Origin of the sequence: Neisseria sp. N95_16 (assembly GCF_002551535.2) — a bacterium.
In the GTDB taxonomy this organism is placed as follows: domain Bacteria; phylum Pseudomonadota; class Gammaproteobacteria; order Burkholderiales; family Neisseriaceae; genus Neisseria; species Neisseria brasiliensis.
Genome location: NZ_PDBT02000015.1, coordinates 1 through 24,272, shown reverse-complemented (window position 1 = coordinate 24,272; position 24,272 = coordinate 1). Strand labels below are relative to the sequence as shown.

23 protein-coding genes and 1 pseudogene are annotated in these 24,272 nt (G+C 48.4%); 12 read left to right on the top strand and 12 right to left on the bottom strand.

Translation table 11 applies throughout. The annotated features are described in order from the left end of the window. The first annotated feature begins 58 nt into the window (after nucleotides 1–58). Nucleotides 59–1,588: a SurA N-terminal domain-containing protein gene (locus CRG49_RS03905; protein ID WP_095503194.1), complete on the top strand. Its 1,530-nt coding sequence runs from the start codon at nucleotides 59–61 to the stop codon at nucleotides 1,586–1,588. 79 nt (nucleotides 1,589–1,667) lie between these two features. Then, a complete protein-coding gene (gene recR / locus CRG49_RS03900) occupies nucleotides 1,668–2,273 on the top strand; it encodes a recombination mediator RecR (RefSeq protein ID WP_095503193.1) in 606 nt (201 codons plus the stop codon). Between the two features lie 60 nt (nucleotides 2,274–2,333). On the opposite strand, the gene CRG49_RS03895 is transcribed toward recR, so the two are convergent. Beyond that, nucleotides 2,334–2,621 carry a hypothetical protein gene (locus tag CRG49_RS03895; protein WP_095503192.1) on the bottom strand — a complete coding sequence of 96 codons (288 nt, stop codon included), beginning with the start codon at nucleotides 2,619–2,621 and terminating at the stop codon, nucleotides 2,334–2,336. A gap of 217 nt (nucleotides 2,622–2,838) precedes the next feature. Between CRG49_RS03895 and CRG49_RS03890 the strand changes: the two genes are divergently transcribed. From CRG49_RS03890 to CRG49_RS03875, 4 genes are all read left to right on the top strand, one after another. Then, nucleotides 2,839–4,089: a lipoprotein-releasing ABC transporter permease subunit gene (locus tag CRG49_RS03890; RefSeq protein WP_095503191.1), complete on the top strand. Its 1,251-nt coding sequence runs from the start codon at nucleotides 2,839–2,841 to the stop codon at nucleotides 4,087–4,089. Next, entirely contained in the window at nucleotides 4,082–4,762 is a 681-nt protein-coding gene (gene lolD, locus CRG49_RS03885; RefSeq protein WP_095503190.1) for a lipoprotein-releasing ABC transporter ATP-binding protein LolD, read from the top strand. The genes CRG49_RS03890 and lolD overlap by 8 nt, the downstream gene beginning before the upstream one ends. Before the next feature lie 236 nt (nucleotides 4,763–4,998). After that, nucleotides 4,999–6,738 (top strand): exodeoxyribonuclease V subunit alpha, encoded by a 1,740-nt coding sequence (gene recD / locus CRG49_RS03880; protein ID WP_095503189.1) that lies wholly within the window; start codon nucleotides 4,999–5,001, stop codon nucleotides 6,736–6,738. Nucleotides 6,739–7,151: 413 nt separating this feature from the next. Then, nucleotides 7,152–8,258 (top strand): hypothetical protein, encoded by a 1,107-nt coding sequence (locus CRG49_RS03875; RefSeq protein ID WP_229436864.1) that lies wholly within the window; start codon nucleotides 7,152–7,154, stop codon nucleotides 8,256–8,258. 63 nt (nucleotides 8,259–8,321) lie between these two features. Here the strand turns inward: CRG49_RS03875 and CRG49_RS03870 are convergent. Together CRG49_RS03870 and CRG49_RS03865 are read right to left on the bottom strand one after the other, a co-directional pair. Next, nucleotides 8,322–8,453 (bottom strand): annotated as a pseudogene (locus CRG49_RS03870) (RNA-binding protein); the annotation flags it as partial. A gap of 346 nt (nucleotides 8,454–8,799) precedes the next feature. Continuing rightward, complete coding sequence (locus CRG49_RS03865) at nucleotides 8,800–9,201, bottom strand: RNA-binding S4 domain-containing protein (RefSeq protein WP_095503187.1); 402 nt, start codon at nucleotides 9,199–9,201, stop codon at nucleotides 8,800–8,802. 220 nt (nucleotides 9,202–9,421) lie between these two features. On the opposite strand from CRG49_RS03865, the gene CRG49_RS03860 reads away from it, so the two are divergent. From CRG49_RS03860 to CRG49_RS03845, 4 genes are all read left to right on the top strand, one after another. After that, the gene (locus CRG49_RS03860) at nucleotides 9,422–10,381 is read left to right on the top strand and encodes an acetyl-CoA carboxylase carboxyltransferase subunit alpha (protein ID WP_095503186.1); all 960 of its coding nucleotides are present in this window, start codon (nucleotides 9,422–9,424) and stop codon (nucleotides 10,379–10,381) included. 89 nt (nucleotides 10,382–10,470) lie between these two features. Then, nucleotides 10,471–11,802 (top strand): tRNA lysidine(34) synthetase TilS, encoded by a 1,332-nt coding sequence (gene tilS / locus CRG49_RS03855; protein WP_095503185.1) that lies wholly within the window; start codon nucleotides 10,471–10,473, stop codon nucleotides 11,800–11,802. Nucleotides 11,803–11,918: 116 nt separating this feature from the next. Next, nucleotides 11,919–12,704: an RNA methyltransferase gene (locus CRG49_RS03850; RefSeq protein WP_095503211.1), complete on the top strand. Its 786-nt coding sequence runs from the start codon at nucleotides 11,919–11,921 to the stop codon at nucleotides 12,702–12,704. A 38-nt stretch (nucleotides 12,705–12,742) separates the two neighbouring features. Next, the gene (locus CRG49_RS03845; RefSeq protein ID WP_095503184.1) at nucleotides 12,743–13,405 is read left to right on the top strand and encodes a YecA family protein; all 663 of its coding nucleotides are present in this window, start codon (nucleotides 12,743–12,745) and stop codon (nucleotides 13,403–13,405) included. A gap of 66 nt (nucleotides 13,406–13,471) precedes the next feature. Here CRG49_RS03845 and CRG49_RS03840 read toward each other — a convergent pair whose 3' ends face one another. The 5 genes from CRG49_RS03840 to CRG49_RS03815 form a co-directional block, all read right to left on the bottom strand. After that, nucleotides 13,472–13,960 (bottom strand): DUF456 domain-containing protein, encoded by a 489-nt coding sequence (locus CRG49_RS03840; RefSeq protein ID WP_095503183.1) that lies wholly within the window; start codon nucleotides 13,958–13,960, stop codon nucleotides 13,472–13,474. Nucleotides 13,961–14,093: 133 nt separating this feature from the next. After that, a complete protein-coding gene (gene ttcA / locus CRG49_RS03835) occupies nucleotides 14,094–15,059 on the bottom strand; it encodes a tRNA 2-thiocytidine(32) synthetase TtcA (RefSeq protein ID WP_095503210.1) in 966 nt (321 codons plus the stop codon). Between the two features lie 111 nt (nucleotides 15,060–15,170). Further along, the gene (locus CRG49_RS03830) at nucleotides 15,171–15,839 is read right to left on the bottom strand and encodes an alpha/beta hydrolase (RefSeq protein WP_095503182.1); all 669 of its coding nucleotides are present in this window, start codon (nucleotides 15,837–15,839) and stop codon (nucleotides 15,171–15,173) included. A gap of 48 nt (nucleotides 15,840–15,887) precedes the next feature. Continuing rightward, entirely contained in the window at nucleotides 15,888–16,742 is an 855-nt protein-coding gene (gene lgt, locus CRG49_RS03825) for a prolipoprotein diacylglyceryl transferase (protein WP_095503181.1), read from the bottom strand. Nucleotides 16,743–16,971: 229 nt separating this feature from the next. Then, complete coding sequence (locus CRG49_RS03815; RefSeq protein ID WP_095503180.1) at nucleotides 16,972–18,102, bottom strand: M14-type cytosolic carboxypeptidase; 1,131 nt, start codon at nucleotides 18,100–18,102, stop codon at nucleotides 16,972–16,974. Between the two features lie 152 nt (nucleotides 18,103–18,254). Here CRG49_RS03815 and argB point away from each other — a divergent pair, with 152 nt between their 5' ends. After that, complete coding sequence (gene argB / locus CRG49_RS03810) at nucleotides 18,255–19,148, top strand: acetylglutamate kinase (protein WP_095503179.1); 894 nt, start codon at nucleotides 18,255–18,257, stop codon at nucleotides 19,146–19,148. A 66-nt stretch (nucleotides 19,149–19,214) separates the two neighbouring features. On the opposite strand, the gene CRG49_RS03805 is transcribed toward argB, so the two are convergent. The 4 genes from CRG49_RS03805 to CRG49_RS03790 form a co-directional block, all read right to left on the bottom strand. After that, complete coding sequence (locus tag CRG49_RS03805) at nucleotides 19,215–19,949, bottom strand: phosphoadenylyl-sulfate reductase (RefSeq protein ID WP_095503178.1); 735 nt, start codon at nucleotides 19,947–19,949, stop codon at nucleotides 19,215–19,217. Nucleotides 19,950–20,218: 269 nt separating this feature from the next. Further along, nucleotides 20,219–21,277 (bottom strand): DNA polymerase IV, encoded by a 1,059-nt coding sequence (dinB, locus tag CRG49_RS03800; protein ID WP_095503177.1) that lies wholly within the window; start codon nucleotides 21,275–21,277, stop codon nucleotides 20,219–20,221. 109 nt (nucleotides 21,278–21,386) lie between these two features. Further along, nucleotides 21,387–22,442: a sulfate ABC transporter substrate-binding protein gene (locus tag CRG49_RS03795; RefSeq protein ID WP_095503176.1), complete on the bottom strand. Its 1,056-nt coding sequence runs from the start codon at nucleotides 22,440–22,442 to the stop codon at nucleotides 21,387–21,389. Between the two features lie 337 nt (nucleotides 22,443–22,779). Continuing rightward, a complete protein-coding gene (locus CRG49_RS03790; protein ID WP_095503175.1) occupies nucleotides 22,780–23,805 on the bottom strand; it encodes a sulfate ABC transporter substrate-binding protein in 1,026 nt (341 codons plus the stop codon). Between the two features lie 194 nt (nucleotides 23,806–23,999). Here CRG49_RS03790 and CRG49_RS03785 point away from each other — a divergent pair. Continuing rightward, the coding region (locus CRG49_RS03785) for a helix-turn-helix domain-containing protein (protein WP_097784577.1) at nucleotides 24,000–24,272 on the top strand (273 nt) is incomplete at its 3' end.

The following is a 24,272-nucleotide window of genomic DNA, read 5'->3' as shown; positions in this document are numbered from 1 at the left end:
TTCACGAAAAAAACGTTACAATACGCGTTTGCCATCTACATATCTTTATTGAGTTGTTATGTTCCATTCCGTTGAAAAATATAAATTGCCCGCTCAGATTTTATTGGGTTTGATTGCGTTGACCTTTGTCGGTTTCGGTGTGAGCACGGTTGCTGCGCCGGGTTCGGATTATATTGTTAAAGTTGGTGATCAGAAGGTGAGCGATCACGCTTTAAACGTGGCCATGCAGAATGCGCAGGCTGCAGGTGGCAATGAATCACGTGATGCAGTGTTCCAATCTTTGCTGCAACGCGCCTATCTGACCCAAGGTGCGAAAATGATGGGCATTGCGGTGTCGCAGGAACAAATCAAACAAATCATTGTGGATGACCCAAGTTTTCACGATGCCAGCGGCAAATTCAGTCAAGCGATGCTGACGCAGTATCTTGACCAGCGCCGCATGAGTGAAGACCAATTTGTCGATGAAATCCGTGAGCAATTTGAATTGCAAAATCTGCTCAACTTGGTTCAAAACGGCACCATCGTCAGCGATGCGCAAGCGGCGCAATTGGTAAATCTTACTCAAGCTACGCGCACGGTGCGTTCGGTGACTTTTAGCCCGGAAATGTTGGCCGGTCAAATCAAGGTTGACGATAAAGCGGTGCAAGGTTTTTATGATGCCAATAAAAAAGATTATGTGATTCCGCAAGCAGCCAAAATCGAATATGTGGCTTTGGATGCCAATGAGTTGGCGGCCAAACAACGCGTGAGCGAAGAAGAAGTACGCAAAGCATTTGATGAGCAAGCCGCAGCGGCTCCGGCCGACAACAAGCCAGTTTTCGAGCAGGAAAAAGCCCGCATTGAAAACGAATTGAAGCTGAAAAAAGTTTCCGGCGAATTCAACAAGCTTAAAGAGCAATTGGCTGAAGAAACATTCAATAATCCGAATAGCCTGACTGAAGTCGCCAAAAAACTGAACCTGAAAGTTGAAGCGCCTGATGAATGGCTGACCCAAGCCAACGGCAAGGCGGCCGGTATGCCGGATGAGCTGATTGCGGCGATTTTTAGCGAAGATGTTTTGCAGAAAAAACACAATTCCGAGCCGATTACCGTTGCGCCGGATGTGGTGTGGGTAGTTCGCGCCAAAGAAGTGCGTGAAGAGAAAACCGCACCATTTGAAGAAGTGAAAGAAGAAGTGCGCTCGGCTTATTTGCTGACCGAAGCGCGTAAAATGGCCGAGAAAAAAGCCGATGAAGCTTTGGCTGATTTGAAATCAGGGCAGAAAACAGCAGTGGAATGGTCGCCGGTTTCTGATTTGAATGCCCAGCAAGCGCGTCAATCTATGCCGCCTGAAGCCTATGCGGAATTGTTGAAAGCGCGTCCGGCTGAAGACAAACCGGCTTATGTGAAGCTCGAAGGCTTGCCGGCTCCGGTGATTTTGGAAGTGCAGGCCATCAAGTCGCCGGAAAATGTCAACGAGCAATTGCCGGCAGCTAAGCAGGCTGTGGTGCAGCAGCAAACTGCCAATGTGTTTGACCAATTGTTGCAATACCTGAACAAAAAAATCAAACAAGAGCAAGGCGCTCAAAAAGTGAATCCGACAGAATAACGGATGGATTCAGACGGCCGGTGTTCCGGCCGTTTGGTTTATTAAGATTCATGGAAAGCGGCGAGGCCGTCTGAACAATATGAGTAAACAACCCGACGCATTCGGCCGATTGATTAATGCCTTGAAAGTGCTGCCCAATGTCGGCCCCAAATCCGCACAGCGCATGGCGCATCAATTATTGCAACACAAGCGCGAAGAAGCGCAAGAATTGGTTGATGCCCTGCAACATGCGCTGAAACAAGTACACCATTGCCGCTTGTGCAACACGTTTACCGAAAACAAGATTTGCGACATTTGTGCCGATGAAAGCCGCGACAAAAGCCGCCTGATGATTGTGCATATGCCGGCGGATGTGTCGAACATGGAAACCGCGCATTGCCACGATGGTTTGTATTTTGTGCTGATGGGGCAGATTAGCCCGGCGCAAAACATGGATATCTCGGCGATTGCTTTGGATAAGCTGATTGAGCGTTTGCAGCAAAGTGAAATCGATGAAATCATCATCGCCACCAACTTCACTGCAGAAGGTGATGCCACAGCCTATGTGTTGTCGGAATTATTTAAAAACTTGCCTTATAAAATCAGCCGATTGTCACGCGGCATTCCGCTGGGCGGAGAATTGGAATATGTCGATGCGGGCACCTTGGCGCAGGCGGTGTATGAGCGGCGCATGGTGAAAGAATAAAAGAACAAATATGCAAAAGGCCGTCTGAATTTTCAGACGGCCTTTGATATTGGAAGCAGATTATTTGCAGTTTACGCCCTGAATTTTTGGTGCATCGCCTTCGCCTACTTTAAAGGTACATTTGGTGCTACCGCTGCCGGATACGACAACATTACCGCCCGAGCGGGTGAGGCTGACCGGTTCTTTCACGCCCATGCCCAATGCAGTGGCAGCCAATTGCTGCACGTGTGTGTCAGAGTAAGGTGTGTTGTTGGAAGCAATTTTAACTTCTTTAGCGGCATACGCATTCACGCTGAACGCTAAAGCAGCAGCGGCTACGGATAAAGCTAAGAGTTTTGTGGTTTTCATTGGATATTCGTCCTTATTGATGGCACCAAGCAGGTGCCGTTGAGACTAGGATAAAGCCGATTTGCTGCAAATGCAAATTTTTCGGCGGATTTTACCGAAATTGTGGTTTACAAGGTCAGTCTTTACAGTTGTTTTTTATGCCGTAGGCGTTTCAGACGGCCTGCACGTTTTACGGTACAATACCGCTTTTATTGTAAAACGAAGGCGCTTTAAATAAATGGCTTCTTTAGAATCTTGGATCGGCCTGCGTTATCTGCGGGCGAAAAAACGCAACGGATTCATGTCGTTCATCACCATGATTTCGATTGCGGGCATCGCATTGGGCGTGACCGCGCTGATTGTGGTGCTGTCGGTGATGAATGGCTTTCAAAAAGAAATCCGCGGGCAGTTGTTAAACGTCGCACCGCATGCCGAAATCGGTTATTTCGACAATGGCAACGGTGCCGAATGGCAGGATTTGCGCCGTTATATTAAAGACAAAAAAGAAGTCTTGGCCAGCGCGCCTTATGTATCCGACCAAGCCTTGTTGGCCAATTCGGGTGAAGTGCGCGGTGTACAGATTCGCGGTATTTTGCCGTCTGAAGAAAAAAATGTGGTCGATTACGGCAAAGACATGCCGGTCGGCAGTTTCGATGATTTGAAACCGGGCAGCTTCGACATTATTTTGGGCGAAGGCTTGGCACAGGCGTTGGGCGCGGAGCCGGGTGGAAAAGTGACGGTGATTACACCTGAAGGCAACGTCACGCCGGCGGGTGTGGTACCGCGTTTGAAGCAGTTTAACGTGGTCGGCATTGTCAAAACCGGTGTGTATGAAGTGGATAACTCACTGGCAATGACGCATATTCAAGATGCGCAGGTGTTGTATCGCTTGGGCGATGGTGTCGGCGGTTTGCGCCTGAAACTGGCCAACCCGCAAAATGCACCTGACTTTATCGCCAACCTGATTCCGGCAGCCGAGCAGCAAGACGTTTGGGTGCGCGATTGGACGTTTAGCAACCGCAGCTATTTTGAAGCGGTTGAGTTGGAAAAACGCATGATGTTCATCATCTTGACGCTGATTATTGCTGTGGCGGCGTTTAATTTGGTGTCGTCATTGGTGATGGCGGTGACCGAGAAGCAGGCCGATATTGCGATTTTACGCACTTTGGGTTTGTCGCCTGCCGGTGTGATGAAGATTTTCATGGTGCAGGGCGCGTTTGCCGGCTTTTTCGGCACCTTAATCGGCGTGGTCTGCGGCGTGTTGCTGGGCTGGAATGTCGGCAAAATCGTGGCATTCTTTGAAAAACTCTTCGGCGTGCATCTGATTAATTCACAAATTTATTTCATCGATTACCTGCCAAGCGATGTCAACATGAAAGATGTAGCCGTGATCGCTTGTATTTCTTTGGCTTTGGCCTTTATCGCCACGCTGTATCCAAGCTGGCGCGCGGCGAAAACCCAACCTGCGGAGGCTTTGCGCTATGAATAATATCGTGTTGAAATGTGAGAACGTCGGCAAAAGCTACAAAGACGGCGCGCTGAACGTGCAGGTATTAAACGGCTTGAATTTGGAAGTGGCGCAAGGTCAGAGTGTCAGCATTATTGGTTCGTCAGGTAGCGGCAAATCAACGCTTTTACACATTTTGGGTGGCTTGGATATGCCGTCTGAAGGTCGTGTAACCTTGATGGGTCAGGATTTGGGGCAAATGAGCCAAAAGCAGTTGGGCTTGTTGCGCAATCAATATTTAGGCTTCGTGTATCAATTCCACCATCTTCTGCCTGAATTTTCTGCTTTGGAAAATGTGATGATGCCTTTGCTCATCGGCAAAAAAACAAAAGCCGAAGCTGAAGCACAAGCGGCGGTGATGTTGGAAAAAGTCGGTTTGAAACAGCGTATGCTGCATCGCCCGAGCGAATTGTCAGGCGGGGAGCGACAACGTGCCGCCATTGCCCGTGCGCTGGTGACGCAGCCGAAATGTTTGTTGGCCGATGAGCCGACCGGTAATCTCGACCGTAAAAATGCGCAAAACGTACTCGACATGATGCTGGATTTGAAAAACGAACTCGGCACCAGCCTGATTGTGGTCACGCATGACGATGAATTGGCTGTGCGTTTCGAGCGCGTGATGACCATGCAGGACGGGCGTTTGCAAGACAAATAATCCGTATGGCAAATAGATGTAAAACGGTATAATAGGCCGTCTGAAAGTGTGATGTTAAACTTTCAGACGGCCTTTGACCTTTGTAAAACCCTATCTTTGGCACATTTTTCGTTGTGTGCTGCTCGAAAGCTTAGTCTTTTTGTGATATGTCTGCGCTTTCTGCGCTGCTACAACTTTAAACTGTACTTAAATTTAGGGCTTTGCAAAGGTCTCAGTTTATTTCGTGAGAAAACAAAATGAATGCGCCCATCGATTTGAACCAAGCAGCGGCCTTGGCTGCAACCCAGTTTTTGCAACACTACGCGCCCGAAGATGCGGTGGTGGTGACCCCTTATGTTGAAGCCTTGTTTAGCGCGCTGCAAAGCGGGCATTCGTTTATCTGGGTCAGCGATAAAGAAGCGGCAGCCTTGAAACGTGCTGTTTTGGTGGTGGGCACCGATGGTGAAACGCCGCTGGTGCTGAACGGGCGGCGTTTGTTTTTGGGCAGGCTTTGGCAGTTGGAACACGATTTAGCGGTTGAAATCAAGCGGCTGGCCACGGCCTCTGTTGATGATGTTGATTGGCTGCAGGCTTCGCAAAATCTGCAAAACTGGTTTGCCGAAATAGGCAGCGAAGGACAGCGCGATGCCGCCGGTTTGGCTTTGCTGCAAGCGTTTATGCTGATTACAGGCGGGCCGGGCACCGGTAAAACGACCACGGTTGCCAAATTATTGGGTTTGATTTGCGATAATGCCACCAGCTTACCGCGCATTGCCTTGGCTGCACCGACAGGCAAAGCAGCCGCGCATATGGCACGCGCGCTGCATCGTGCTTTAGATCGCTTTGATTTGCCTGAACGTATTAAGCAACACTTGTTGCTTTTAGAAGGCCAAACCGTGCATCGCCTATTGAAGCTGCGCCCACCGCAAATGCAATCGGCCTTTCATGCAGAACAGCCTTTGCCTTTGGATGTGTTGGTGGTGGATGAAGCATCGATGCTCGATTTATCGCTGTTGTTGCAATTGCTCAAAGCCATTCCGAGCGGTTGCCGCGTAATCTTTTTGGGGGATGAATTTCAATTGCCGTCGGTTGGTGTGGGCGCAGTATTGGCCGCCTTATCGCGCGAAACCGTTTTGGATGAAGACACTCATCGCCGTTTAAGCGAATATTTGCCGCAGCATACATTTAAAGTTGCCGAACATCCGCCGGCTTTATCGCAAAACATCGCCCATTTGCAGGTTAGCCACCGTTTTGGTACGGATAGCGGCATCGGTTGCTTGGCGCGGGCAGTGGTTTCAGGTGACAGTGAAACAGCGTGGGCGCAGTTTGAACGCTTTCCGGATGAATTGCAGGTATTGCATGCCGACATGAAACACCAAGCCGAATACTTGTATCACAAGCATGAAAAATACTGGCAGGCAGTCGAGAGCGGCAATGTGGCGCTGGCATTCGGCCATGCGGCGGATGTGGTGGTGTTAACGGCTTGGCGCCAAGATGCGGAAAACTTTAATCAGGCTTATTTCCGCCATTTACAGGCTAAACAGCGTATATCGGGCGATATGCCATGGTTTGCCGGACAAATGATAATGATCACGCGCAATGATTATGCGTTAGATGTGTTCAATGGCGACATCGGCTTGATTATGCCGGATGGCGAATCGGCTAATGGCTTGGCGGCGTATTTCCCGTTTGCAGACAGTTTCAGAAAAATCCCCATCAGTCGGCTACCGCCTTATGAAACGGCATTTGCCATGACTGTACACAAAAGCCAAGGCTCCGAATATCGTGAAGTGTGGTTGCTGCCGCCGAGTATTGATATGGCCAATGAAAGTGATGACGTGTTAAACAGCTTAAATAATGCGCTGTTGTACACAGGTATCACTCGTGCGCAGAAGCGTTTTGTGTTTTGGGGCAACAAAAAAATCTTTGAATGGGCAGTAAAAATCCAGAAAAAGCGGCAAACAGCATTAGATGAAATGATTAATACATTGTTTTAAAATAAATTAAATAAAACTACATCATATTTATTTTTTGATGATTTATAGTAGTTTTGCATAAATTTTTAGCGAAATGTCGTTCAGACGGCCTACAATAAAGTTGATTTTCATCAAATTAATCAGTTTATTTTTTAATTCATGTAAAATTTTCTTGACGTAATACAGTAAACTACATAGCATTGTTGTCACATTAGTTACATAATTTAATATGTTGCGTGATATAACACGGAAAATTTTTAAACGTGTAGCTGAGTAACACCGATGTGGTTGGCAGCTGTTTTAACCACATTACCTATAAATTGTTGTTGCTTGTTTTGTTTCAAATCCGACTACAACAATCAAAACAAAACGGTTGTTTACTGCTTCGATAAATTGGAGATTTGCATGAAAATTCAAAAAACTTTTGCTGTTGTTTGTCTGCTTTAGCTGCTGCGCCTTTTGTCGCGGCCAATCCTGCCGATAGCGAGCGTGATGCCGCTGCTTTGTCGACCACCGGCGATTATGTGAATTCCGGCAGTATTATTCGTAAAGATGACGATAAAATCAGCATTTTTAATGATTTGCTGACTGTAAACGGCGCTTTCCGTGTGCGCGTTGACAGTGAAGATACCAGAGCCAACAACAGTGGCGTAAATCCGACTCCGGAGAATACACACAGCGAATTTAACGCTGAATTTTGGGTGCGTGCAAATCTGTATAAAGACTGGAAAGCCGTAGCGCAAATTGAGCCAAACATCGATTTGGAAACCGGTAAATTCCGTGGCGACCATGATGTGCCGGTGAACAAACTCTATGCTGAAGGTACAGTTTACAATTTTGGCGACCACAGCATCAAAGCACGTGTGGGTAAATTTGGCGCATTCTCTTCATACGGCCGCGTTTGGGATACCGAAGTGACTGGTGCTGAATTGTTCTTTGATAACAAAGTATTGCCAACTAAAGTGAGCGCAGGCCGCCGAACCGGTTACTTTAACGACAATATCTGGGGTATAGGCGGCCGTCGCAAACATTTTGCTTCGATTCAAAGCACTTACCCTGTGAATGAAAACATCAATGTTGGCGCAACTGTCAGCTACATGAAAGATGTGGACATTGGCGATCGTCATGATGCCAAAAATGCCGTATTCGGCGAATTGGGTACCGACATCAAATTCAATGATGATTGGCGCTGGATGGCTGCGGTCAGCAAATCCAACATTAAAGCCTACAACGATGTCGGCCAAAAAATCAAAAACGACGGCGTATTTACCGAAGTTCGCTACAAATTGGCGGATTGGGATGTGCGCAATTCTTATGACGTGTTCTTGAACTATCGCCGCGTGGGTTCGTTGTCGGGCGTGTCTTCGGTTGAAGACTACAGCAAAAACGTTCAAGGCGTTCAATTGGGTGCAACTTACATTCCTTGGAAAAACTGGAAAGTAAAAGGCTTCTACTTGCACGGTAAACAAGTTACCGCCACTGTTGGCGGCGACAAACAAGATGTGAATGTGGTGCGTGGCCAAGTAGAATATAAATTCTAATTTTTTCTTAGCATACATTAAAGAGGCCGTCTGAACGTTCAGACGGCCTTGTTAATATTAGGTTTACCAAGTATCACGTTTGACTTTATCCAATTGTCGGCGGTCGCGTTTCGTTGGCCGGCCGTCAGGGTAGGCGGCTGTAATGCGGCTGGCCTGATCAAGCAGCTTTTGATTTTTGCGCTCGGTGGCGGTTTTAGTAAGCGTAGGTCGGATACTCGTATCCGACATTCTCAATGCCGTCTGAAAGATGATAAAACTTTTCAGATGGCATAAAAGTTCCCCGTGCTTTTTGCCGCAATCATCGCACGAAAATTGACCAAATGGTTTTTGTATTTTTCTTTGCTGGCAATCAGTTTCTACCTAGCGGCCTAATATTTTCAAATTTTCCTGAGCCATTTTATCCATAAGCCGACTAGCCTTACAGTGCGTTTAAGATTGTCGGATACAAGTATCCGACCTACATTTTTTAGGATGTTCAAACGCTTGTTTTTCTTATATTTAAGGCCGTCTGAAATTTCAGACGGCCTTGTTAATATTAGGTTTACCAAGTATCGCGTTTAACTTTATCCAATTGTCGGCGGTCGCGTTTCGTCGGCCGGCCGTCAGGGTAGGCGGCGGTAATGCGGCTGGCCTGATCCAGCAGCTTTTGGTTTTCGCGCTCGGTGGCTGTTTTGGTATCTTCTTGATAGAGCAATCTGGCTTCCGGCGCAGGGCGGCGTTGGTGATTGAGCGCCAATACTTTGAATTTATAAGGCAGTGAATTTAAGGTCATGTTGATGGTGTCGCCAACCACGATGTATTTGCTGTTTTTCACTTTGGCACCGTTTACCTGAATGCGGCCAAGCTCGATGTGTTTTTGTGCCAGTGCACGGGTTTTGAAAAAGCGCGCGGCCCACAGCCATTTATCCAGGCGCATGGTGTGATTGTCTTGTTCGTTTTTCATAAGCGTGTCAGAAAAGATTTGAATTGATTCTGAGTTTATCATAAGATACGCCACCTGATGTATTAGTGTATCTATACTAAAAATCAATCAGGCCGTCTGAAAATCATGGGGAAGCCCTGATTTTTACCAAAATGCTGCATATTTTTTGTGCAAACTGCTGCTAAAATTGCCTGATTAGCGTATGATTGCAGCAGAATCTTATTCATGAGAGCTTCATCGTATGAAACCTGTTTTTTTAGATTTCGAACAACCTATTGCTGAGCTGACCAATAAAATCGACGAGCTGCGCTTCGTTCAAGGTGAGTCGGCTGTTGATATTTCAGACGAAATTTCCCGCCTGCAAAAGAAAAGCAATGATTTAACCAAATCTATTTTCAGCAAGCTGACACCTGCCCAGATTTCACAGGTTTCACGTCACCCTCAGCGTCCTTACACCTTAGATTACATCAACGCGATTTTTACCGATTTTGAAGAGTTGCACGGCGACCGTCATTTTGCCGACGATTATGCCATTGTGGGCGGTTTGGCACGTTTCAACGGTCAAAGCGTGGTGGTCATCGGTCACCAAAAAGGCCGTGATACCAAAGAAAAGATCCGCCGCAATTTCGGTATGCCGCGTCCTGAAGGTTACCGTAAAGCCTTACGCCTAATGCAAACTGCTGAAAAATTCGGTTTGCCGGTGATGACTTTTGTTGATACGCCGGGAGCTTATCCGGGCATTGGTGCGGAAGAGCGCGGCCAATCAGAAGCCATCGGCCGCAATTTATACGAATTAACCCGCTTGCGTGTACCGGTAATCTGCACCATTATCGGTGAAGGTGGTTCGGGCGGTGCATTGGCGATTGCCGTGGGCGATTATGTGAATATGTTGCAATACTCGACTTATTCGGTGATTTCACCGGAAGGTTGTGCATCGATTCTGTGGAAAACTGCTGAAAAAGCCGCCGATGCCGCACAAGCTTTGGGTATCACTGCCAAGCGCTTGGAAGAGTTGGACTTAATCGACCGCATTATTGACGAGCCTTTGGGGGGCGCACATCGGGATACGGAGGCAGTGATGTTGAGTGTGAAACATGTTTTGGAAGAGCAATTGCGTGATGCGCAAAGCATTCCGATGGCAGATTTATTGACTCGTCGTTTCGACCGCATCATGGCATACGGTAAATTCACCGAGAAATAATTTTTGTAATTATGATTATCATGAAAACAAGCAGGCTAGTGCCTGCTTGTTTTTGCATTTAGGCCATCTGAAAACAATGGAATTGGAAAATGGATTTATTAGCTTTATTGGCAGCAGCATTACCGCAACCAAGCAATAAATTGAGTATTGAGGTGGGCTTAAGCGGCGGATTGGATTCGGTAGTCTTGCTGCATTTGCTGGCTCGTTTGCGCGAACAGAAAAATTTTAGGCTCAATGCCGTACACGTCCATCACGGTTTAAGTCCGTTTGCCGATGAGTGGACAGCGTTTTGCCAAGTATTGTGCACCCAATTGAATGTTGATTTGCGCATCGCCAAAGTGACCATTAATGCAAAAGGAAAAGGCATTGAAGCGGCGGCAAGAGCAGAACGCTACCGTGTATTCTCAGACGGCCTGTGTGATATTTTGGCTTTGGCTCATCATCAAAACGACCAAATCGAAACCTTTATGCTTGGAGTAGCCCGCGGTGGTGGAGTCCGCTCACTCGCCGCCATGCCGAAATGGCGTGATTTAAACCAAAGCATCAAAATTTGGCGGCCGCTTTTAGATGTGCCAAGAGCTGTTTTAGAACACTATGCTGTCGAGCATGACTTAGCTTATGTGACAGACGAAAGCAACCAAGACGCCAGCTATTTGCGCAATTGGATCCGCCACGAAGCTTTGCCGCAATGGCAGCAGAAAGTGCCGAATATTCATCAGCAAATTTTGGCCAATGTACGCAGTATGCAAGATGATTTGGCTTTGTTGAACGAAATCACGCAAGATGATTATCGCTATATCCTTTCAGACGGCCTGTTTCAGGTTGGCCGGTGGCGTGGGTTGAGTGATTTGCGTCGTCGTCGCGTGTTGCATCATTTTTTTCAAGTTCACGAAATCCGTTTGCCGTCGCATAAAACTTTATCCGATATGGCCAGAGTTTTACGGGAAGCGGAATCTGCGCAATGGCAGTTTGATGATAAATCCGTCGATTTTTACCGGGATGTTTTGTATATCAGAGCCATGGCAACAGAGCATTATCCATGGGTGTCCCATGAAGGGGGGCATCGAGGCCGTCTGAAAGATATCTTGTTAGAAAATGGGTTTATTTTAAAACCACATAAATTTGGATTGAGCGAACAGGTATTAATGGATGTAGGTGTGCTTCGTAACATGACCAATAAAGATGTAATAAAGTCGATGTTTGGTCATAAATCAGTTAAAAAAATATTGCAAGAATGTTATGTTTTGCCGTCTGTCAGACAAGTTTGGCCAATTATTACACGTCCTGATAATGTATCGTTAGCAGTGGCCAATTTACAGGTTAATCAGGATTTTCAGGTTAGTAATGGATTTTTGCCTGTTTATAAGCCGTTTATAAAATATATCGGGAAACCAAATATATTAGAAACATTGTTAAGCTAGAGCAGTATGAAGCCCTTCGTTATTGAAAGAACTCAAAAAGCCTTTACATCATGTAAAGGCTTTTTTATTTTCAGACGGCCTCACCATGCCGTCTGAAAGCAGCTATAATGCACGGCATGAAACTGATTACTTCTGCCCAAAATGAGCAGCTCAAGCATTTGGCCAAGCTGCTTTCCCAATCCAAAGCGCGCCGCCAACACGGGCAAACCGTATTGGAAGGCGTGCATCTACTGCAAAGCTATCTTGATGCGGGTGGCAAACCCGTGCAGGTCTATTTGCCTGAATCCAAAGCCAATCATCATGAAATCCGCCGTTTGGCCGAAGCCATTCCGGTCAACCTGATGACGTGGGTCAGCAATGAAGCCTTATCCAAAATCACCAGTCTGACCGATTCTGATGATGTGATGACCTTAATCGATATTCCGCATCAACCAGCATGGCCGAAAGAAGGCGATTGCGTGGTGTTGGAATGCGTGCAAGATCCTGGCAATGTCGGCACCATCATCCGCAGCGCTGCAGCTTGCGCTGTGCCACATTTAATACTCAGCCAAGACAGCGCAGATGTGTGGTCGCCAAAAGTATTGCGAGCGGCAATGGGCGCGCATTTTTTGCTGAACATCCACAGTCGCGTGCCAATGATGCAATGGCTGGCAGAATATCAAGATACGGTTTGGGCAACCGCCTTGAGTGAGCACAATAATTTTAATCTTTACGACATGAAACTGCACCAACCGGCCGCTTGGGTATTTGGCAACGAAGGCAGCGGTGTCAGTGCGGAAGTGTTGGAAAAGGTGAGTGCCAGCGTCAAGATTCCGATGCTGGGGCAAACCGAATCGCTGAATGTCGCCATGGCGGCTACTGTCTGCCTGTTTGAGCAGATGCGCCAAAGAATACACCATTAACGGTTTAGGCCGTCTGAAAATATTGAAAAGGAACCTCCATGCAAGTAAGCACTTTTGACGAAGCCTCACGCAACCGCCTGATTGAGTTGCTCGATGCCAAATCTTTAGAACACAACACCATGCGCTGCGACGAAGTGCAAGGCTTTATGATGGCCTTGTTGAGCGGCCCTGATGCCTTGAATCCAAACGACTGGTTGCCGGAAGTGTTGGGTGATGAATCATTGTTTGAAGCCAAAGAGCGTACCGAAGTCGAGCGCTTGGTATTGGCTTTGGCGATGGACATGCGCAGCCAATTGGCGGATAAAAAACTGCCGGATTTGTGGCTGTATGAAGACGATGCGGGCAATCCTGATTTTTACACATGGTGTAACGCTTATCTGTATGCCCTAGATGTGGTGCCGACCGATTGGTTTGAAGCGGTCAACCAAGAAGAATTTGAAGATTTGTTCTACCCGATTATGGCGCTGGGCGGCATTTATGACGAAGAAGAAAATGGCGAAGTAATCCTGCATTTGACCGACAAAGAATTGACCGAGCTGGAATCCGACCTGCCGCATGTATTGCTGGATATCTACAGCTACTGGCAAGCCGTGATTAATAAACCGCAAACCGTGCGCCGCGAAGGTGACAAAATCGGTCGCAACGATCCTTGCCCCTGTGAGAGCGGTAAAAAATACAAAGCCTGTTGCGGTAAAAACTAATTGATTTTTAATAGAAAAGGCCGTCTGAAAAATTTCAGACGGCCTTTGTTGTTGATTTAAAATAGATTAAAACAGGCTGACAATCCACACGGTCAGTAAAGTCAAGATAATCGCCAATGCGCAGCCGACTTTGGCAACCGTGCCGATGATGAAGCCGATAAAGGTGCCAATGCTCACTTTACCCGCCTGCCACATGTCTTTGCGGGTCAGAAATTCGCCGATGCCCGCACCCAATAGTGGGCCGAACAGTAAACCAGGCAAGCCTAAAAATGCGCCGACCACACCACCAATAAACGCTCCCCAAATGGCTAATTTACTGGCACCGGTGTATTTCGCGCCCAGCATGCCCGCCACATAATCCATCGCCGTACCGATGACGGTAACGATGCCCAAAAATACCAATGTCGTGGTACCGAAAATTTGATAATCGTTAACATGCGCCAGCAGCCACGCGCCGCCAAACATCAGACCTAAGCCCGGAATGGCGGGGTAAATCGTGCCGAGCAGGCCAACGAGAATCAGGATTAAAGATAGGGTGATTAAAGCAGCAGTCATGCATGTTCCTTAAAGATAAGTGTGTGTTATATTCAGACGGCCTATTGTAGGGCAAAGCCTTGCATTACAGGTTAACGCTTTGCAAAAATATCAAAATCCGGGCAAATAGTGTCCGGATTTTGAATTTGGTCTATCAAGCGCCGCAGTTTTTCGGTTTGCTGGCCAAAATATTAATCACTTTGCGGCTGGGCTTTTCCGTTTCGATTTTGACTTCGCTGTCATCTTCATCATCGAGGCCGTCTGAAACAAAACGTTCGGGCACAGTTTCGCTGTCAAATGCCAAATCGCCGCCGTGTTTCAAGTTTTGACCGCGTTCCAAACCGGCAAAATCAAACAATTCAGGGTCGGCCAAATGTGACGGCACCACGTTTTGCAGCGCGGAGAACATCGATTCAATACGGCCGGGGAAGCGTTTATCCCAATCACGCAGCATATCGCCGATGACTTGGCGTTGTAGGTTGGGTTGCGAGCCGCATAGATTACACGGAATAATCGGGAATTGCTTCAGCTCGGCGTATTTAATCAGGTCTTTTTCTTTTACATACGCCAGTGGGCGAATGACGATATGCTCGCCATTGTCGCTGACCAATTTAGGCGGCATGGCTTTGAGTTTGCCGCCATAGAACATATTCAAAAACATGGTGGCCAAAATATCATCGCGGTGGTGGCCAAGTGCGATTTTGGTGCAGCCCAATTCTTTTGCCGTGCGATACAGAATACCGCGGCGCAAACGGCTGCACAGCGAGCAGGTGGTCTTGCCTTCTTCAAGCACGCGTTTCACGGTGGAGTAGGTGTCTTCTTCGACAATTTTGTAATCGACACCAATGCTTTGCAGATACTCCGGCAACACATGCTCTGGGAAACCGGGCTGCTTTTGGTCGAGATTCACGGCGACCAAATCAAATTCAATCGGTGCACTGGCTTGCAGTTGGCGCAAAATATCCAACAGCGCATAGCTGTCTTTACCGCCCGACAAGCAGACCATAATCTTGTCGCCCGGCTCAATCATATTGAAATCATTAATCGCCGCGCCGACCGCATGGCGCAAGCGTTTGTTGAGTTTGTTGTTTTCTAATTCTTGTTTGGTTTTTTTGGACATGGTTTTATGGGGAAATAATGGAAACATTCAAGCGCGTATTTTACCTGAAACTGCGCTGCGATGTTTTATTGATTCAGATGATTCAAATGGATAGGCCGTCTGAAGACTTGCTTATTCACTCAACAAATACGCAACCGCTTTAGCCATGCGCTGCGGCACTTGCTCGAAGTGGCCGCCGTTGTTGAGCTCAAATGCGGTATCAATGCCTTGCTGCTGCCAGTTGGCTTGCGTGGCGCGTGTGGCATCTTCCACAACGCTCATGCGCAGATTTTTGGTGTTTTTCTCTTTGTCGCCGAGTGAAAAATAGGCTTTTTGCGGCGGTGTTTGCAAGCTGTGTTCGGCCACAAATTCTGACCAACTGTCGAACCACAGCGAGCCGGAAACCGAAGCAATACGGCTGAATGGCGTGGCCTGATAAGCGGAATACGCCGCAAACAAACCGCCTAAGGAATAGCCAATTAAGGCTGTCCATTGCGGTTGCAAAGAAAATGATTGGGTCGCTTCGGGCAAGACCGAATCAATCAGCCAGCACAAATAGTCGTCTGCGCCGCCGCTGAAATCAGGTGCTTTTTTAAACGCAGCCGGTGCCTGCCATGGTGTGAAAGCATGTTCCCAATTGGGTTCGTCGATGGACACTAAAAGGGCTTGGTCTGCAATCAAGGCGGCTAAATCGTTGGCTTCTTCTTGGCTTAAAAAAGTTAAGAACAGCGGCGTATTTGCTTGGCTGCTTAAGTAAACGGAAACTGTTTTATCGTTGAGATGAAGAAGTTGTTTGTTCATGAAATACCTTGAATAAAATGCCGTCTGAATGTTTCAGACGGCCTCCTATTAATTCACAGCGTTTTTCTTACCGAAATACACAAAACCAACCGCACCCAACACAATCATCGGTACGCTCAGCCATTGTCCCATTGACAAGCCCAACGTCAATAAGCCCAAATAATCGTCGGGTTGGCGGGCAAATTCGGCAATGAAGCGGAAAAAGCCGTAGCCGCCCAGAAATAAAGACGCCACTTGTCCGGCAGGGCGCGGCTTTTTAGAAAACACCCACACCAAGATAAACAGGCAAATGCCTTCCAGCGCGAATTGGTAAAGCTGCGAAGGATGGCGCGGCAACATGCCGAATCGGTTGAGCCATTCTGCCCATTGCGGATTGTGCGCCGCGGCTTCCAAGTCTTCGTAACGGGCTTGCGGGAAGCCCATCGCCCAGAAAGCGCTCGGGTCGGTGACGCGTCCCCACAGCTCGCCGTTGATGAAGTTGCCGATGCGGCCGGAAGCCAAGCCCAGCGGAACCAGTGGCGCCACAAAATCCATGGTTTTCCACACGCTGATGTTGTGTTTGCGGCTGAAGAGCCACATTGCCACGACCACGCCCAAGAAACCACCGTGGAACGACATGCCGCCTTCCCACACTTTGAGCATGCTGATTGGGTCGGCCAGATAGTCGGACAATTTGTAAAACAAAATATAGCCCAAGCGGCCGCCGAGAATCACGCCCAAAATGCCCCAAGTGAGAAAGTCATCCAGCATTTCTTTGGTGAACAAAGTGTTGCCTTGTGCAATGCGGCGACGACCCAGCCAGATAAACAGCACAAAGCCGACAATATAGCTTAAGGCATACCAGCGGATGGCCAACGGGCCTATGCTGATGAGTACAGGGTCAAACTGGGGGTGAATAATCATGGGGGATCCTTAAATAAATGCAGATAAAGGCTGAGACCTTTGTAAAATCCCCATCTTTGACACATTTCTTCGTTATGCGCTGCTCGAAAGCTTGCCTATCTTTGTGATATGTCTGCGCTTTCTGCGCTGCTCTCACTCCGAACTGTACTCAAATCTGGGGTTTTGCATAGGTCTCAGGCCGTCTGAAAAAATGTCTCGCTTTCAGACGGCCTTTTAATCATTAAAATACTTAGCGCAAATCGCCCGATACATTCCAAATTGCCGAAACCATCGCTTCGCCCAAACGCAGCGAGCGTTGGCCGTTCCAGCCGAAATCGTCGTCAGGCAGGTTGTTGTTGTCTTTAAACGGCATTTCCAGCGTGTAAGCCAAGCATTTGAATTGCTCGCCGACCCATGACGTGGCCATGCTCAAATTGGCTTGGCCGGCTTCGTCTTTCGGATAGCCGATTTCGTCTTGGAAATCCGGGCTGGCGGCGAGCAGAGCTTGTTTGAACTGGGTTTCCAACGCGGCAATGCGTTCGTTATAGCTCGGCACGCCTTCGGTACCTGCCACGAACACAAACGGCAAACCTTCGTCGCCGTGAATATCAAGGAACAAATCCACGCCGGTTTCACGCATTTTTTCGCGCACCACATACACTTCTGGGCTGTGTTCCATGCTTGGATTTTGCCATTCACGGTTCAAATTAGCACCGGCGGCATTGGTGCGCAGGTTGCCCAATACCGAGCCGTCAGGATTCATGTTTGGTACGATGTAAAATGTGGCACGGTCGAGCAGGGCGCGGGCGGTTGGGTCTTGCGGGTCGAGCAGACGGCCTAAAAAGCCTTCGACAAACCATTCCGCCATGGTTTCGCCCGGATGTTGGCGCGCGATAATCCACACTTTCAAATCGCTTTCGACTTGGTTGCCGATGGTCAGCAAATTGATGTCGCGACCTTGCACGGTGCTGCCCAAATCATCGATTTGACACAAGCCGCTGCCTTGGGCGTCGCCCAATAAGTTCAAATGCTGCTCGTGTGAATAAGGCTCGAAATAAGCGTAATACACACTGTTGGACAAAGGCGTGTGGTTGATGGTCAGCACGCCGTTTTCATAATAAGTCGGCACGCGGAACCAATTTTGGCGGTCGTAAGAGGCGCAGGCTTGGTATTCTTCCCAGCCGTCGGGATAAGCCGCTTGAGCCGCATTGTCGAAATGCATCACGCAATTTTGATACGCTGCGCCTTGCAGACGGAAATAAAACCATTGTGCAAAATCGGCGGCATTGTCGGGGCGAAGCGACAGGCGGATATTGCCCGGGTTGCTTAAATCGTTCACAATCACCGAACCGGCGTCAAATTGGCTGCTGATTTTCATCATGGGGGATTCCTGTGTGGAATAGAAGTTTAATAGCCCGTTATTCTAAAACATTTCAGGCAAATCATAAATCCTTTTACGTTTCGGCTTGTTTCAGACGGCCTTTGGTATTAATATTCCAAAACTAAAATTGTTAACAATTAAAGAGTAGATTCATGAACGATATGAAACATATTTCGGCAGCCGACAAAGCCGCGATTTTATCCGAAGCCCTGCCGTATATCCGCCGCTTTTCCGGCTCGACCATCGTGATTAAATACGGCGGCAACGCCATGACCGAACCGGCCTTGAAAGAAGGCTTTGCCCGCGACATCGTGTTGCTGAAACTGGTGGGCATCAACCCCGTGATTGTGCATGGCGGCGGCCCGCAGATTAACGATATGCTCGAGCGTGTCGGCAAAGAAGGCGTGTTCGTACAAGGCATGCGCGTGACTGATGGCGAAACCATGGACATCGTTGAAATGGTGTTGGGCGGTCATGTCAACAAAGAAATCGTGTCAATGATTAACACTCATGGCGGCAAAGCTGTCGGCGTGACCGGTCGCGACGGCCATTTTATCAAAGCCAAAAAACTGCTCATCAACACCCCTGAAAACCCGGGCGTGGACATCGGCCAAGTCGGTGAAGTGGAAAGCATCGACACCACACTGATTCAAGGCTTGATCGACAACGGCCAAATCCCTGTGGTTGCCCCGATTGGCGTGGGTAAACGAGGTGAAGCGTTCAACATCAATGCCGACTTGGTGGCCGGTAAGTTAGCGGAAGAGCTCAACGCCGAAAAACTTCTGATGATGACCAACATCACCGGTGTGCTGGATAAAGAAGGCAATCTTTTGACCAACTTGACCCCGAGCCGCATTGATGAATTGATTGCCGACGGCACGCTTTACGGCGGTATGCTGCCGAAAATCAGCTCGGCAGTAGAGGCTGCAGTTAACGGCGTGAAGGCCACCCACATCATTGATGGCCGAGTGCCAAATGCGTTATTGCTGGAAATCTTTACCGATTCCGGTATCGGCTCAATGATTTTGGGCGCGGATAAGGCGTAAGTGAAATTAATAAAATCAAGGCCGTCTGAAAATTATTTTTCAGACGGCCTTTTGTATTTTAAGGCATTATTTGTGCAAACCACATTCTTTGCTGTCTTTGCTTTCCCACCACCAGCGCCCCGCGCGGATGTTCTCGCCTTCTTTTACCGGGCGGGTGCACGGTTCGCAGCCGATGCTCGGGTAGCCTTGGTGATACAAATCGTTCAGCGGCACATCATGTGATTGCGCATACGCCCACACATCTAATTCTTCCCAATCAAAAATCGGGTTAAACTTAGCGATATTGCGGCCTGAATCATGCTCTTCAAAATTCAATTCACTGCGCGTATCTGACTGGCTGCGGCGTTGGCCGGTGAGCCATGCGGGCGCGTTGCCCAAGGCTCGATTGAGCGGTTCGATTTTGCGGATATGGCAACATTGGCGGCGTAATTCTATGCTGTCGTACATAGCGGTGGTGCCGAATTGTGCTTCAAAAGCTTGCGCATCCGCTTCAATCGGGTGGAACACTTCCAATTCGGTCTGATAACGCGTATTGGTGGCGGCTATCAAGGCTTCGGTTTCAGGATTGAGTTTGCCGGTATTGAGCGTGATGATGCGGATAGGCAGTTTCAGACGGCATATCGCATCGGTAATCACCATGTCTTCAACCGCCAAGCTGGAAGCAAACACAGATTGCGGAAAACGTTCGGCAATTTCTTGCAGACGTTGCTCTAAAGTGGTGGTGGGTTGGGGCAGGCGCTGGCGCTCTTCGGCGGTTACTTCGGGAATCTTCCAGAAGCTCGAACGGAAAAATGAAGTCATGGCAGGTGTTCCTTATTGTGTTTCAGACGGCCTTTTATGATTTAAGGCCGAGGCCTTTGCAAAACTTCAGATTTGAGTACAGTCCGAAGTTAGAGCAGCACAGAAAGCGCAGACATATCACGAAGATAGGCAAGCTTTCGAGCAGCGCATAACGAAGAAATGTGCCAAAGATGAAGATTTTGCAAAGGGCTCGGGCTGTCTGAAATTATTGTCATACCCTCATTGTCCGCCTGTCGCAAAGCGAAAGGAAAGAATGCTTTTCTATTTCTTTATAACCAAAGTGATTGCTGCTGGTTTTTCGGCAATAAGTGGCTGACGCCGATGCCGATTAAGCGAAACGCATCTTCCGTTTGCGGCGGCACGCGTTCGACCAAGGTATGCGCGGCTTTGAGTAGGGCTTGGCGGTCGGGCAGCACCGAAGAGTAAGTCTGCGAACGGGTGATGATACGGAAATCATGGGTTTTGAGTTTGAGCGTCACGCCTTTGACATCGACATTTTTACGCTGGATTTGTTGCCATAAATCTTCGGCCAAATGCGGTAAGTGTTCGATCGTTTGCGCCAGCGATAAATCTTCCGGCAGCGTGATTTCGGTCGAAATCTGCAAACGCTCGCGGCTGGCTTTCACCGGCCGTTCATCCACCCCGCGTGCCAAATCATAAAGCCGGTAGCCGTAGCGGCCGAAATGGTTTAAAAGTTCGCCACGCTCGAAGCGGCGCAAATCACCGGCAGTTTGCATGCCCAGCGACTGCATTTTTTTCAACGTGACTTTTCCCACACCCGGAATTTTGCCCAGCGGCAGCGTTTCCAAAAAAGCCTCGATTTTTTGCGGATGCAGCACAAATTGGCCGTTGGGCTTGCGCCAGTCGGACGCAATTTTGGCGAGAAACTTGTTGGGCGCAATGCCTGCGGAAGCGGTCAGCCCTGTTTCGGCAAAGATTTCGGCGCGGATTTTTTCAGCGATTTCGCTGGCGTAGCGGATATTTTGTTTGTTGACTGTCACATCCAAATACGCTTCATCCAAAGAAAGCGGCTCGATTAAATCGGTATGCCGTCTGAAAATCGCGTGAATCTGCGCGGATACCTGGCGGTAAAGCTCAAAATGCGGCGGAATATAGACAGCCTGCGGGCAAAGCCGTTTGGCCGTCGCCACCGACATCGCCGAATGCAAACCGAATTGCCGCGCTTCATAAGAAGCCGCACAAATTACCGAACGCGCGCCATCCCAAGCCACTACCACGGGCTTGCCTTTCAGGTGCGGCTGTTCGCGCAATTCTACCGAAGCGTAGAACGCGTCCATATCGATATGGATGATTTTGCGGTCGGACATTTAAATCCTAAAAAACAGAAAGCATTATTTTAACGGAAAACAAGCAGCAAAAGGCCGTCTGAAAACGCAAATCCATTTTCAGACGGCCTGTTTTTACACACATCAAATTTTATTTCTTAGGCGACAGTTGATCCACCAGACCGCCGTCGGCAAAATATTTCTTCATGATGTCTTCCCATGCGCCGAATTTTTCGTTTGGCGTGAAGGTTTCAATAGCCGGGAAATCGGCTTGGTGTTTGGCCAAAACATCGGTATTGCGCGGACGCAGGTAAAGCTTGGCTGCCAATTCTTGTGCCGGTTCGCTCCACAGATATTCCAAATATTCTTTGGCAGCTTCCTGCGTGCCTTTTTTCTCTACGACAGAATCAACCACGGCAACCGGGCTTTCCGACAAAATGGTGTAGCTCGGGTAAACGATTTCAAATTGGCCTTGGGTCAGTTTTTTGCTGACGTGGTTGGCTTCGTTTTCAAACGTGACCAATACATCGCCGATGTTGCGTTGGCTGAAGGTGGTGGTGGCTGCGCGGCCGCCGTTTTCAAATACGGGCGCGTTTTTCAGGAAAGCTGCGACAAATTCGTTGGTTTTGGCTTCATCGCCGTTGTTTACTTTCAAGCCGTAGCCGTATGCGCCCAAGAAGGCATAGCGGCCGTTGCCGGTGGTTTTCGGGTTGGCCAAGACAATTTGCACGCCTTCTTTGGTTAAGTCGCTCCAGTCTTGAATCTGTTTCGGATTGCCTTTGCGCACCAAGAAGACGGTGGTGCTGGTAAACGGCACGGCGTTATCCGGCAGGCGTTGCGTCCAGTCGTTTTTCACCAAGCCTTTTTGCTCGAGCAATTCGATGTCGGACGTTTGGTTCATGGTCACCACATCGGCTGCCAAACCGTTGGCCACAGACAAAGCCTGTTTGCTTGAGCCACCGTGTGACTGCTGCACATCAATCTCCGCGCCATTGTGTTTGGCTTGGTATTCTTTGATAAACAGCGGGTTGTATTCTTTATAGAAATCGCGTGCCACATCGTAAGACACGTTCAACAGGGTAATGCCTTTGCCATTGGCAGCAGGTGCAGCAGCATTGCCGTCGGCGGCTTTTTCTTCTTTCGGGGTGCAGGCGGTTAAGGCTATGGAAGCTGCGATGGCAGCAAGGGTGAGGTTACGGATGGTCATGTGTTGGCTCCTTCAATCGATGGGCGTACTTTATACCGCCTGATTGAACATGAGAAATAATGTTTGATTTGATGGTTATCAGTTTTGGTTATAAGTAGCAGGCCGTCTGAAAGGCTTTCGGACGGCCTGAGATATCTACAAAATCTGATGAAAAATTAATAAAAACTAAAACCGCTGTCATTCCCGCGTAGGCGGGAATCCATTTTTGAGCATAACAAGCTATTCAATAAAATAGGGTTCTTAAATTTTGAGATGGATTCCCGCCTGCGCGGGAATGACGGCTATTGTATGTAGGCTGGTTTTGGCAGGAGTTTTGTAAAGATCTCGGCCTAAAGGTTTACTTTGCGGTAGTCGTCAATTCGTCAAACATGCCGCCGTCGGCAAAAAATTTCTGCATGATGTACGACCATGTGCCTAAGGTTTCGTCGGGGCGGAAGGTTTCCAAATCGGGAAAATCGGCATGGTTGGCGGACAAAATAGATTTGTCACTCGGGCGGAAGTAGAGTTCGGCCGCCAACTCTTGCGCCGGCTTGCTCCACAAGAATGCTAGGTATTCTTTGGAAATGGCTGCGGAATCTTTTTTATCGGCCACGCTGTCAACCACGGCGACGGGGGTTTGCGCTTCGACGGTGTAGCTTGGGTAAACGATGTCGAATTGGCCTGGCGCAAGGTGGTGGCTGACGATATTGGCTTCGTTTTCCAAGGTAATCAACACATCGCCGATTTGGCGCTGGGTGAAGCTGGTGGTGGCGGCGCGGCTGCCGTTTTCAAACATTGGCACATTATTCAGCAGCTTGCGCATAAAGTTTTTCGCGTCGGCTTCATTGCCGTTATTCGCTTTCAAACCATAGCCGTATGCGCCCAAGAAGGCATAACGGCCGTTGCCGCTGGTTTTCGGGTTGGCGAACACAACTTGCAGGTTATCACGCGCCAAGTCTGCCCAGTCGTAAACGTTTTGCGGATTGCCTTTGCGCACGAGAAATACAGTCACGCTGGAAAATGGCACGGCATTATTCGGTAAACGTTGCGTCCAATCAGATTTAACTAAACCGCGTTGTTGCAGTGAATCGATGTCGGAAGTTTGGTTCATGGTCACAACATCGGCAGGCAAGCCGTTGGCCACCGACATGGCTTGTTTACTCGAGCCGCCGTGTGATTGCTGGATATGTAGGTCGATATGCGGATGATTTCTGCTGAAATGTTCGATAAACAAGGGGTTATACGCTTTGAAAAAATCGCGCGATACGTCATAGGACACGTTGAGAATTTTCTTATATTGGCTTTTTTCGGTATTGGTTTTACCGCTGCCGCAAGCAGCCAAAGACAGCGCGGTTAAGGCGATGATGAAGCGGATTTTGCCCATGTGTGTTCCTTTGTGTCATCGTGTTGTCGGACACACTTTAATCGGCAGGCAGAAAAAAAGGAAAGAATGGTTGATTGTATCGAAAGGATTTTTAGTTATATATTTTATACACTTAACAAATAGGCCGTCTGAAAATGAACTGCACCCCAAAAGTTGGACACTTTCCCCCAACTTTAAAAAGGTGCAGTTTTCTTATGTCCAAATATACACTAGACTTCAAATACCGAGCCGTACTCCATTACCATCAAGTGCACAGCCAACAGCGCACCGCAGACCATTTCAACGTCTCACGCACACATCTGCGCCGTTGGATTGCCGCCTACTGCCAAGGCGGTATAACCGCACTTCAACACCCACAGGCTACGCTTATGAAGACTATGCAGACCAAACGCAAGAATCCCTTTATCGTCGACAAACCCGACCATGAAAAAACTCAGGCAGAGCTGATTGAAGAGTTACGCTACATG